General features: G+C 53.5%; 9 protein-coding genes. 6 read left to right on the top strand and 3 right to left on the bottom strand.

Annotated elements, in window-relative coordinates; all coding sequences use genetic code 11:
* Positions 1–19: 19 nt before the first annotated feature.
* From GCU44_RS19060 to GCU44_RS19050, 3 genes are all read left to right on the top strand, one after another.
* Positions 20–1,663 (top strand): serine hydrolase domain-containing protein, encoded by a 1,644-nt coding sequence (locus tag GCU44_RS19060; protein ID WP_161993980.1) that lies wholly within the window; start codon positions 20–22, stop codon positions 1,661–1,663.
* Positions 1,664–1,936: 273 nt separating this feature from the next.
* Complete coding sequence (locus tag GCU44_RS19055) at positions 1,937–2,824, top strand: dienelactone hydrolase family protein (RefSeq protein ID WP_154858696.1); 888 nt, start codon at positions 1,937–1,939, stop codon at positions 2,822–2,824.
* A gap of 150 nt (positions 2,825–2,974) precedes the next feature.
* Positions 2,975–4,423 (top strand): MltF family protein, encoded by a 1,449-nt coding sequence (locus GCU44_RS19050; protein WP_174238273.1) that lies wholly within the window; start codon positions 2,975–2,977, stop codon positions 4,421–4,423.
* Between the two features lie 111 nt (positions 4,424–4,534).
* On the opposite strand, the gene GCU44_RS19045 is transcribed toward GCU44_RS19050, so the two are convergent.
* On the bottom strand, positions 4,535–5,980 hold the full coding sequence (locus tag GCU44_RS19045; RefSeq protein ID WP_154858694.1) for a M48 family metalloprotease: 1,446 nt from the start codon (positions 5,978–5,980) through the stop codon (positions 4,535–4,537).
* A gap of 219 nt (positions 5,981–6,199) precedes the next feature.
* Here GCU44_RS19045 and GCU44_RS19040 point away from each other — a divergent pair, with 219 nt between their 5' ends.
* Positions 6,200–7,582 carry a M28 family metallopeptidase gene (locus tag GCU44_RS19040; protein ID WP_154858692.1) on the top strand — a complete coding sequence of 461 codons (1,383 nt, stop codon included), beginning with the start codon at positions 6,200–6,202 and terminating at the stop codon, positions 7,580–7,582.
* 261 nt (positions 7,583–7,843) lie between these two features.
* Here the strand turns inward: GCU44_RS19040 and GCU44_RS19035 are convergent, their stop codons facing one another.
* On the bottom strand, positions 7,844–9,412 hold the full coding sequence (locus tag GCU44_RS19035; protein WP_154858690.1) for a S1 family peptidase: 1,569 nt from the start codon (positions 9,410–9,412) through the stop codon (positions 7,844–7,846).
* On the bottom strand, positions 9,405–10,262 hold the full coding sequence (locus tag GCU44_RS19030; RefSeq protein ID WP_154858688.1) for a hypothetical protein: 858 nt from the start codon (positions 10,260–10,262) through the stop codon (positions 9,405–9,407). The genes GCU44_RS19035 and GCU44_RS19030 overlap by 8 nt, the downstream gene beginning before the upstream one ends.
* A 223-nt stretch (positions 10,263–10,485) precedes the next feature.
* Between GCU44_RS19030 and GCU44_RS19025 the strand changes: the two genes are divergently transcribed.
* A complete protein-coding gene (locus GCU44_RS19025) occupies positions 10,486–10,764 on the top strand; it encodes a YciI-like protein (RefSeq protein ID WP_154858686.1) in 279 nt (92 codons plus the stop codon).
* Positions 10,765–10,795: 31 nt separating this feature from the next.
* A complete protein-coding gene (locus tag GCU44_RS19020) occupies positions 10,796–11,800 on the top strand; it encodes a glycosyltransferase (RefSeq protein WP_154858684.1) in 1,005 nt (334 codons plus the stop codon).
* The last annotated feature ends 213 nt before the right edge of the window (positions 11,801–12,013 follow it).

The following is a 12,013-nucleotide window of genomic DNA, read 5'->3' as shown; positions in this document are numbered from 1 at the left end:
CCAGATACCACCTATCAAAATGAAATCCTTCTGCCTCTTATTATGGATACTTACGGCTGTTCAGGTACATGCCCAAAACCCGGTGAAAAACAGCATCGATGCGCTGTTAATGGAAGTGGTACCGGAGGAATCACATCCCGGACTAACCGTTGGCCTGGTAAAAGACGGGCAGGTCCTGTACCAAGGCAGCAGGGGAAATATGAACCTGGAATACCAACTCCCATTCAATGATTCCACGGTGGTCGGGCTGGCCTCGGTTACCAAACAATTTACAGCCGCCTGCATCGGTCTATTGGAGAAGCAGGGTAAATTATCCATAGAGGAGGATGTAAGAACGTATATCCCGGAATTGGCGTTTTATGGGGACACGATCCGGATAAAGCATTTGCTCAACCATACCAGTGGAATCCGAAACCACAACGTGCTGCTGGATTTAAAAGGCTTTGACTACAGCCATCAGGGCTACACCAATGAAATGATTCAAGACCTGATGTTTCGGCAAAAAGGTGTCAATAACGCCCCGGGCGAAAAAATGCTGTACGCCAATACGAATTACGTTTTTCTGGCCCTGATCGTGGAACGGGTGTCCGGGATGGATCTGCATGAATTTTCAAAACGGGAACTTTTCGACCCCCTGGATATGGAACAAACGTTCTTTATCCAGGATCTGGAAACCCTTGTCCCCAACCGGGCCTATCCCTATTTTGCCACGGAGAAGGGATATCGCCAACCCAAATCCCTCACCCTTTGCGTAGGAGCCGGGGGCATGGAAAGTACCATTCCCGATATGCTCCGCTGGTCGGAACTATTCCTAAACCCCGCACATGATTTTTCCTACCTGAAAGATTTCCTCACGCAACGGGATACCCTGACTAATGGAGAACGGATGAGCTATGCCAGGGGACTATTTGTTTCTCCCTATAAGGCGCTTACCACCTACCATCACAGCGGACGGGATCGGGGCATGCGCAGCCAATTTATCGCCGTTCCAGCCCTAAACGTAGCCGTGGTTGTATTTGCAAACGATGAAACTATCAATGCCGTCAATCTCTCCTACCAGATCCTGGACCTGTTTGTGCAGGAACCGGCAGAAGCCGGTCAACAGGCAACGTTTACCCCTCATTCGCCGGCGGACTTAAAGGCCCTTACCGGAACCTACCAGGAATTAAACAGCGATTTGCGCATGGCGATTTATGTGGAGAACGATACCTTGAAAGCGGTTAGCAGCAGGGGAAGTACGGGCACGCCCCTCATTCCGGAAGGCCCGAATCGATTCTTCCGAATCGACAATCCGTATATTACCTACACCTTTGGACAAGGAGATGCGGATGATGCGCTACAGGTAGATTTTGGCGGTGCTATTTTTTATTTTGAGAGAATCCAACTAGCGGATCAGCCCAATCAGCATCTGGAAATCTATGCAGGGAACTACTATTCCAAAGAACTAGATGTGACCTATGTGCTAGAGGTAATCGATCAGCAACTGGTTTTAACGTACCCCAATAATCGCCTGGTCCTCACCGAGGGGCAAACCGGAGTATTTGGGGCGAATAGAAGAACGAAATACAGTTTTCATGGAAAAAATAAGCAGGACATCCTGTATTTTGAGGTGGCATCGGAGGGCACGGTGAAAAATATTCTATTTGAAAGAGTAGCGGAATAAAACTTCACCAATAAACTGATGCCCTAAGAAATGGAAAGACCGAGGTTCAACAATCCCTTCCTGGTTTCCCTGATGAATTTTCCAAGGCATCCCTCCCAAAAAGAAAAGTTTCGCCGGTTTTTTAACTAATTTTCGGAAAAATAGGGTACCTTATATGCTTAACTACTAATCCTTTTTACCCATGAAATCGAGCATGACGTAAGCAACCCACGGAGGAATGATTATAAAGCATGCGAGATTCCATATGGCCATTTAAGAGCAAATTATAATCATATGAAACCCATCGATAAAAAAGACCTGGACCAGGAAGTATTTGACCTGTACGACGATTACGCCCATAGCCGCATTGAGCGAAGGGAATTTGTGCAACGCTTGTCTAAATTTGCCGTAGGCGGGCTGACCGTGTCGGCGATTATGGGCTACCTGATGCCCAATTACGCTGCTGCCCGGCGCTACAGCCAAGACGACCCCCGGCTGATTTCGGAGTACGTGAGCTATGCTTCGCCCAAAGGAGCCGGCACCATGAAGGGCCTGCTTACCCGGCCCAAGGACCAAAGTGGCCCGCTTCCGGGCATTCTGGTGGTGCACGAAAACCGCGGGCTCAATCCCTATATCGAAGATACGGCGCACCAGGCCGCCCTGGACGGTTTCATCGCATTTGCCCCGGATGCACTGACACCTTTTGGAGGCTATCCGGGTTCGGATGACGAAGGCCGTACCCTGCAGTCCAAACGGGAGCGGGAGGACATGTTGCAGGATTTTATCGCCGGCTACGAAATGCTAAAGGGCCACGAACATTGCACCGGCAAAGCAGGTGTGGTGGGATTTTGCTTCGGTGGCTGGATATCCAATATGATGGCCGTGCGGGTGCCGGACCTGGCTGCTGCCGTTCCATTTTATGGGGGACAGCCTACGGCAGAGGAGGTGCCGCAGATTCAGGCGCCGTTGATGCTGCATTTTGCCGGACTCGATACCCGGGTGAATGCCGGCTGGCCGGACTACGAAACCGAACTGAAGGCCCATAACAAGGAATACCAGGCCTTTATGTATCCCGAGGTAAACCACGGGTTTCACAACCATTCTACGCCCCGCTACGACGAGGCCTCGGCCAAGCTCGCCTGGGGCCGGACCATCGATTTCTTTCAGGAAAAGTTGGGATAAAGCCAGCAACTGCGTGGGGACCGCTTCGGTGCTTGTAAGCCAGTTGCCGGGGCAGATTCTGGGCTTGTTTCGCCGGGTTCTGGGGGAAGTCTGGTACGTTTAGTAGCCGTTTTCTTGCAAAAGTCATTTATTTTCGTAGATTAGGGGGCTATGGATAAACGAAAAAACGGATTAATCGCCTTGATTTTCCTGATGGCGGTTGCCTGTACGCCGGGGGAAAAAGTAGACGAAGCGACAGGACTACTGCAGGCGGAGGTGCCCTATTCTGTGTCGAAAGACCTGGCACAGATCAAGGAAGATGGCGTGCTGCACGCCATCACCATCTACAGCTCCACCAGTTACTTTCTCTACAAGGGCATGCCCATGGGCTTTGAGTACGAACTCTTGTCCCGCCTCGCGGAGCACCTGGACCTGGAACTAAAAATCACCATCGCAGAGGACATTGACGAGTTGTTTACCCTGCTAAACGAAGGCGAGGGCGATCTGATTGCCTACGGCCTGACGATCACGGAGCCGCGCAAGCAACTGGTGCACTTCACGGATTACCATTACGTCACCCACCAGGCCCTGGTACAGCGCATGCCGGACAATTGGCGCTCGCTTCCCGGCTACAAGATTGACAAGCAGGTGATTTCCAATACGCTCGAATTGGCTGACGATACCGTCTGGGTGCGGGAAAATTCCTCCTATTCCCAGCGGCTGCAAAACCTGCAGGACGAAATCGGGGCTACGATCCCCGTGGCCCATATCGACGGGAATGTACCCACCGACGAAATCATCCGCATGGTGGTGGAGGGAGAGATCGAGCGGACAGTGGCGGATTACAACATCGCGGCCATCAACAAGACCTACTACCCCATTTTGCACATCGATACCCGGATTTCCTTTTCCCAACGCATCGCCTGGGCCGTGCGGCAAAATTCTCCGGAACTGCTAAGGGCCATCAATGCCTGGATACGGGAGGAGAAAAAGGAGGACGACTACTACGTGATTTACAATAAATACTTTAAAAATACGAAATCCTTTCGAGGAAGAATCCAAAGCGATTTTTTTAGTAAAAATGGTAATAAAATCAGCCGCTACGATCCGATCATTCAGAAAAATGCCACGCAAATCGGTTGGGACTGGCGCTTTCTCAGTTCTCAGGTATACCAGGAATCGCAGTTTGACCCCCAGGCTACTTCCTGGGTCGGTGCCGGCGGGCTGATACAGCTGATGCCGGCCACGGCAAAGGAAGTAGGCGTTACCGACCGTTTCAATCCGGAACAAAACCTGCGGGGAGGGGTGCGGTATCTGGAAAAAATGCGGGCCAATTTCGACTCGGTAGAGGATTCCATTCAAAAAGTGAAGTTTACCCTGGCTGCCTTTAACTGTGGCGCCGGGCACGTGTACGATGCCATGCGGCTGGCCGAAAAGCACGGCAAGGATCCCACGATCTGGGACGGGCACGTAGAGGAATACCTGCTGAAACTCATGGACAAGGAATACTACTACGACGAGGTGGTTCGGCACGGTTTTGTCCGGGGAACCGAGCCCTACAACTATGTAAGAGATATTTTCCTGCGCTACGAGCATTACAAAAAATTCATCGAACTGTAGCCGCTCCAAACTGCCTTACCCTAATCAGGTATTCGGACCCGGTCTGCTTTGGCTTCGCAAGTATGGAAGCAATAGCCCTATTTTGGGGTAGTACACTGGGTGGCGGTAGGCTTATTTCGGTACCTTGACCAAGGTTCCTGCCGGCAGGGATTCGTCTAGCTTCCTACCATTTAGGATGGCCAGTTCCTCCAGGCGCGCATCGGGCATGCCCTGTGCCTTTAGCGCCTGCTTCAGCGTTGTGTCCCGGGAAAGCGTCTGTATGCGCAGCCGTTCGGGTTGCCGGTTCAATTTGTCCGCCTCTTTCAGCACGCTGAAATTTTTCATGGTGGAAAGAAAAGCGGATTCGTAGCTGGAGAAATTGCCGCTTTCGGCCAATCCCATTAACTGATACCGGGTACCGCTGTGCTCGATAAAATACACCAACAGCCGAATACCGGATCCGTTTTCCTGTTTCTGTTCGGCATATAGCTGCACGGAGGGCAGGCCGTTGACTTTTTCTTCGCTTAGGGAAAGGACCTCCAGCTGGTAGTTTTCCACGAGCTGATTGGCCATCTCGCGAAGGCTCTCACCGGAAGCCAGGGTCAGGGAAAGGACGGCTTCGCCATTTTTGGGCGCCATTTGAACCTGTTGGGGGCTGTTTTGAAAGCTCCAGTCGGCGGGCACCGGAAAGCGGAATTTTAGTTCGGGATGGTAAAATACGCCCTTTTCCAGGAATCCCTGCCGGGGGTCTTCCCCGTAGACCAGTCCCTCGATACGGCGCAAATAGGCTTCCCGGTTTACCTCGGTGTCTGTCAGGTTCAGTTTTTCCTTCCAGGTTTCTGCCAGTTGGGCCACGGTGAGGTTTCGCTCAGCGGGTGAGGGGTGGGTCGATAGAAATTCCGGTACCGTACTGCCTCCGGCTTTATCTTGCTGTCGCTCCAGGGTTTCAAAAAATCCGGCCATTTCCACGGCGTCATAGCCGATTTTGGAGGAATATTCCACGCCGAGTTCGTCGGATTGCCGTTCGGCATCCCGCCCAAAGCTCAACAGTGCCAGCTGCATGCCCTGAGAAAGGGGCTCGATAAATTCCGACAACTGGGGCACCAGCACCACACCGGCGATCATGCCCAGCTGTCCCAGCAGGTTGTTGCGCTGCTGAATCACGGAATGGCGGGCCGTCACGTGCCCGATTTCGTGCCCCAATACACCGGCAAACTCGGCCTCATTATTAAAATGGGCCATGATACCCCGGGTGAAGTACACAAATCCCCCCGGTACTGCAAAGGCATTGATCACCGGGGAATCAACGATCTTGAATTCGTAGGCCAGGTTGGGTCGGTGGGAGACTGCGGCCATTTCGTTGCCCTTTTCAGTAATAAATGCCTGCAAATCGGGATCCTCGTACCGGCCAAAGAAGGCCAGTATTTCCGGGTCCGATTCCTTCCCCATCTGGATTTCCTGGTTTTCGGACATCAGCACCAGCTGTTTTTTGCCTGTCACCGGATTTCGGGCACAGCTGATTTGAAACAGGACCAATCCGACAAGGAGTACACGTTCAACAATAAGGAGTAAGGGCATGGCTTTTTTCGTTTTTTTTACCGGGGGTATACGGCATGGTAACGTATCAAAACCTGTGCTAGTTACGGGACCGGGTCGGTTTATTTTGGCCCGGGGAGGAAGCGGGTTTCGTCACCTACCCAACCCCACAGCAGGGAAGTAAAAGAAAATCCACCCAATAGGGGTTTTTTCCAGGCTGTTTTTTCGGCAATGGCTGCGAAAATTGATTACTTTGGTGCTATGAAACAGCGAATCCATCTCTATGCTATCCCTTATTTGGTCCTACTCGGTCTGGGCTTTCTTCTCACGCTGCCTTTTTCGGGAAGGGCACAGGTGCCTGCCGTGCACCGCGATCCCGGACTGGCATCCATGGTGGCGCAGGTGTCCACCGACAGTTTGCAGGAGTACCTGGAAGACCTGGTGAGTTTCGGCACGCGGCATACGCTAAGCCCGGAGGAGGAAGGTCGCGGGATCGAGGCCGCCCGGCAATACGTCCTGTCTCGTTTCCAATCTTTCGAAGCGGGTTCCGAAGGCAGGTTAAGCGCGACGATTGATTATTTCCAGGTAGAACCGAACGGGCGACGGGTGGACCGGGAGGTGCGCATGGGCAACGTGATGGCGACGCTACAAGGAACCGATCCGGAAGATGACCGGGTGTTTCTGGTCAGCGGACACATTGACAGCCGGGTTTCGGACATCATGAACGCGACCGACGATGCCCCGGGCGCCAACGACGACGGTTCCGGTGTGGTCGCCCTGATCGAGATGGTTCGAATCATGAGTCAGCAGCCTTTTCCCGCCACCATTATCTTTGTGGCCGTATCGGGGGAGGAACAAGGCCTGATCGGTGCGGCGTATCTTGCCCGTCGGGCAAGCGAAGAAAACTGGAACCTGGTGGCCATGATCAATAACGACATGATCGGCAACAGCGCGTCCAGCGGCACCAACTTGCGGGACAATACCCGGCTTCGCGTGTTTAGCGAGGGCATTCCCCTGGTAGAAACCGAACAAATGGCCGCGCTGCGCCGCTCCACCAATGCCGAAAACGACAGCAAGTCCCGGCAACTGGCCCGCTACATCAAGGAGGTGGGCGAGCGCTACGTAGATCAGCTGGAGATCAAGTTGATCTACCGCAACGACCGGTTTCTACGGGGAGGGGACCATACCCCCTTCTCCCGGGAAGGATTTACGGCCGTGCGTCTCTGCGAAATGAACGAAAACTATTTCCAGCAGCACCAGGACCTTCGAATGGAGGGAGGGCAGCAATACGGGGACTTGATCGAGCACATCGATTACGAATACCTGCGTAAAAATACTTCGGTAAACCTGGCCGTGTTGGCCAGTCTGGCCTCCGCACCCGGGGTGCCCCAGGAAGTAGGGGTGGATATCAGCGGGCTGAGCAATGCCACGCGGCTGCGCTGGAAAAGCCCGGAAAACGGTACCGCCCGCGGCTACTACGTGCTGATGCGGGAAACGAGCGATTCCATGTGGAAGCGAAAATTTTATACCGAAGCGCTGGAAATGGAACTGCCCTACTCCAAGGACAATTACTTCTTTGCCGTGCAGGCCGTGGGAGCAAATGGTGCAGAAAGCCTGCCCGTATTCCCCGTTCCGGTGCGGTGAAGGTTCGGTACGATCCTCTGCCTACCGGATCAGGTCGAGGCAATCGATGTGCGGGGATAGGCTGCCTTTAGCGTCCCAGGCCGGCTCCCATTAACCCGGATCATGCATGAAGAATCGTTAGGTTAATGGATACTGCAAGAAAACCAGGCTGTTTGGAGATGGAGGCATAGCGCGGCCAGGTTGAAATCGAAAACCGCAGCGTAGCGACTGTTCCTGAAGCAGTTTCGGTTCGTAGTAGATAGGCTAACGCATCGTTCCGGTTTAATAGGCAAAATTGGTTAGGTGGGTGGCCGCGAAGGTTTGGAATACCTTGTTGAAATAGGTGCAGTATTCGGCGTAGATGCCGGGATTGTTGCAATCCAGCCCGGTGGTCAGCGCCAATGCCAGCATTTCCACCGGTACGGGGATGGTAGCAATCGCGATAAAGGTTTTTTCTTCCGTCAGCAGCAGGGTGGTGTACACGTACAGGCCGTACTGCAGGCCATCCTGCCCCATCAGGTATTCGTTGCCCAGGGAGAGGATCCAGGCGATTTTTCTTCCGCCTTCAAATTCGTTCCAGACGGAGTACTCTTCGTCGACGGTAAACCCGCTCATCCCGTAGCGCGCGGCAAAATTTTGATTGATGGTTTCGCCCATGACCAGCAGCAATTCTTCAAAATTAACGGAAGAAAAGTCGTCCTGCACCCCGTAAAAATACACCTGCATGTCGCTGCCTTCGGCACCGCTTACCTGAAAGGCTTCCTCCGCCGGATTGTAATACAGGTACTGCCCCTCCGGTACCGCCAGTACCACGCCGTTGTTGATATCCTCGTAGATATCGAAGTACATGTTGTCGTAATCGAGTTGAATGTTCAAGTCCAACGCAAACTCGTCCGAGAGCATTTCAATGTTTTCCGGATCGTCGGAGGTGTCCATCATTTCGCTGAGGGAGCGGGTTTTGATGGGATAAAAGGCAAAGCCCAGCGCCTCGATTGATTCGCCTTCATCGCTGACGAAACTATTTTCCAGCATTTTTTCTGTACCGGTATTTGCTCCGCCGGCATTGGCTGTCGTTTCCGCGGGTAGTTCGATTTTCGCTGCCGCAGAAAAGAGCTGCACCAGGTTTTCAAATCCTGCAGGCAGGCTGGTAGAGGAGGATTTTTCCAATTCGGCCAGGTAGTGTGCCGGAATGATCCAACTCACATTGCTTGCTCCTTTTTCCAGGCCCCCGTCCCCAATTCCAACGAGTCGGCTGCGGTTATCAAATACCGGCGCTCCGGAAAATCCCGGAAGCAGGCTACCCTCCAGGTACAGGATGTTTAAATCCAGGGCCGGAAAACCGATGCGGGCCAAAGCGTCTTTGTCCTTTTTTGGAATGAGGTTGGCCAGGGTTTCGGGGTCTACGAAGCCTTTTTTTAACTGCCGGGAGGAGCTCCCGGCGGCGCCCCCGTTGAATCCCATGGCATAGATGCTGCTGCCAAAGGGGACTTTTTCCGCAGAATAGCTGGCCAGCGGGGTCACTCCAGCCGGAGGCGCTGCCTGTCCCGGCAGGAGTTCCAACAAGACCAGGTCGGCTTTCTGGAGTACTCTTTTGATGCGGGCTTTTCGCCAGGCCTGGCCTTGGTACAAAATGCGGATATCTCCGGTCCGGCTCATGCCGTGCAGGGAAGTGACGATTTGTTCCGGCGATTTCCAGACGAATCCCGTCAGGGCATTGGAAGAGCGGCTATCGACCGTCACCAATACCTTCACCAGGGAGTTTTTTACCCTCCCGGGATCAAATGTCTGGGCAGAAGCCTGGTAAACCAAAAGGAACGTAATGCCCATTAAAAGGGAGCGGAATTTAGTCATTGCGAAGTTCGTCAACTAGTCGGGAATAGATTTGCTGTCGGGTTGCTGCCGGAAATTTTTCTTCCATCAGGCGGACAATATCGGGCCAGGGTCCGTCGAGGCCGCGCAGTTGTTTTTCCAATTCGGGCAGCTCTTGTTCGGTCTGTATGCCTTTGGGAATGCCGAGCGTCTGCGCTCCCTGCCCATTACCGGCGCAAAGCCCATCTCGAAGGAGCAATAGGGCTGTTTTGGAATCGCCTTCGCTCAAGCCGTTTCGAAAGCTAGTGGCCACCTTGGCCCATAGGCCTCCTGCCGTCTCGAAGGTGTTGAACACCTCGGAAGCGGGAGTGGAGGGATCGGCATAGACGAGCAGGTCGCAGGCCGTGATGCTGATTTCGTCGCTGTAGAGCACGTTCGCCTGGCGGATGGCCAGGGAAGAATCGGCGCGGATAAAGTTCGTTACCAAGACCTTTGCCTCTTCGGGGCTGTAGCCAATCTCCAGGTATTCCTGCATTTTGTCAGAAAGGCTGGGTGCGAAGGGGTCGTTTGACCGGATGTACAGTCCCAGCAAAATACCCAGGGCGGAAAACAAGCCAAAGGAGCCGATACGCAGGCTTTTGACCGGGTCCAGAAATTTTTCATTCAATCCAATCAGTACGGCAAGCAGGGAGGTGATGGTTCCGATCACCCCGCTCACCACGGGCGATACGGAGAGCCCCATCAGCAGCCCCAGAAACAAACCGATACCGAGGCCGTTGAAGACGGCCGTTAGTCCCTGTAGCCGTCCGGCCCGGTAACCGGCCTCGGGAAGCAGGTCCCGAAGTGCAGATTTGGGGTCGGGCTCCGCATGTGCTGCATCGTTTTCGTCCATGTGTGTGGGTTTTGGTGGTTGCTAGCTACCGGCGCATTCGTCCGGTTTGCCTTTCAATATAGCAAAAAGAAGGATATATTATGCATTATTTTGTGTTTTAAGTTTATGATTTTGAGTTCGTTGACCGGGACGTGTGGGTTGAATACCTCCCGTACCGGCGCACAAAATTTTAAATCGTTGCCTAAAATCCGTAACATTGGGAAAATCACTGAATCGATACCGCATGAATCATTACTTGCTTATGTATACGGTGGCCTCCGATTACCTGGAAAGGCGGGGTGCCTACCGGGAGGAGCACCTGGCCCTTGCCGGGAAGCATCACCAAAACGGAGACTTGCTGATGGGAGGAGCCCTGGCCGACCCGGCAGACCGGGCCATCTTGTTGTTTCGGGGAGAAAGCCCGGCGGCGGCGGAAGCATTTGTCCGGGAGGATCCATACGTAAAAAATGGATTGGTACATTCCTGGGAAATTAGAAAATGGACCGTGGTGGTAGGCGGGTAGACTGCTGTCCGGCCACCAACCCATCATACCTATGCCTACGTGCAGTGTTTCCGTCATTGTACCGATACAAGCGTACACGCCGTTCCTGGAAGAAAGCCTGAAAGGCACGATTTCCTGCCTGCATACCGGGATGGAACTTGTCCTGGTGGACGAGCGCATGGATCCCCGTTGCCAGCCGTTTGTCAATGAAGCGCTAACCCATCCCCAGGTTCGGATGGCGAAAGCCCGGGGAGCAGGATTGGTAAACGGGTTGCTTACCGGTTTGGCGGCGGCCCGTGGTACCTATATAGCCCGGATGGATGCGGACGATTTTTGTCTGGGAGACCGGTTTGCCGTGCAGCAGCAGTACCTGGATGCAAATCCTGAGGTGGGGCTGGTAAGTTGTCGGGTGCGGTACGGAGGAGACCCAAGCAAAAATCCCGGCTTTGCCCGCTTTGTCAGCCAGGTAAACGACCTGGATACGCACGAAAAGATGGAATCAAAGCGCTACGCAGAAGCGGTGGTGATCCACCCATCGGTCATGTTTCGCCGGGAATTGCTCAACATGGCTTCCTACCGGGAACGAAACGAAATGGGACAAGCGGTGCCGGAAGATTTCGATTTATGGCTTCGCTGGATGAACCAGGGCGTGCGTTTTGCGAAATTAGAGGAATGCCTGCTTGTCTGGAACGACTGGGAAGGCAGGTTGTCTCGCAGCCATCCTGCTTATGCCAAACGGGCCTTTCGGGAAGCCGCTGCCGAGGCTTTCGTTGCTCCGGAAGGGAGGCCCATTTGGATCTGCGGGTACGGCCGAACCGTGGAGCGGAGGCTCGCTCCCTTTCGACGCCGTGGCTTGAAACCTGCGGGCTATCTGGCCCTTACACCGGAGCTGCGCGAGGATCAGCTGCCGGTGATTACGCCGGCGGAGGCCGGGCAATTGCGGGGAAAAGCCCTGTTGCTGGTAATGGTAGGAAACATGAAGGGCAAACGGTGGATCCAGAACTTTTTGGACGCCGAATCTTTCACCGAAGGCCAAGATTACTTGTGGATGGTGTAGCCCTGCCAGCCTATTTTTTTCTGCCAAAAAGCCATTTTCTGGGTGACGTGCTAGGAAGCTGGAACAGTTTCCGGATTTTTCACCTTGAGAATTTGGATGATTCGTCTGCCTACTGGCCATAGCCGTCAGTTTAAGGACGTAAAACCCTAAAGGTCAGGTTATTTTGGAAAAAACAGTAGATCCCCTTTGGGATCTTTCTTCCTTTTGTTCATA

The sequence above is a fragment of the Cyclobacterium xiamenense genome, from assembly GCF_009467825.1.
Classification (GTDB): Bacteria; Bacteroidota; Bacteroidia; order Cytophagales; family Cyclobacteriaceae; genus Cyclobacterium; species Cyclobacterium xiamenense.
The sequence above is the reverse complement of the archived record's forward strand: the minus strand, read 5'-3'. Positions and strand labels throughout refer to the sequence as shown.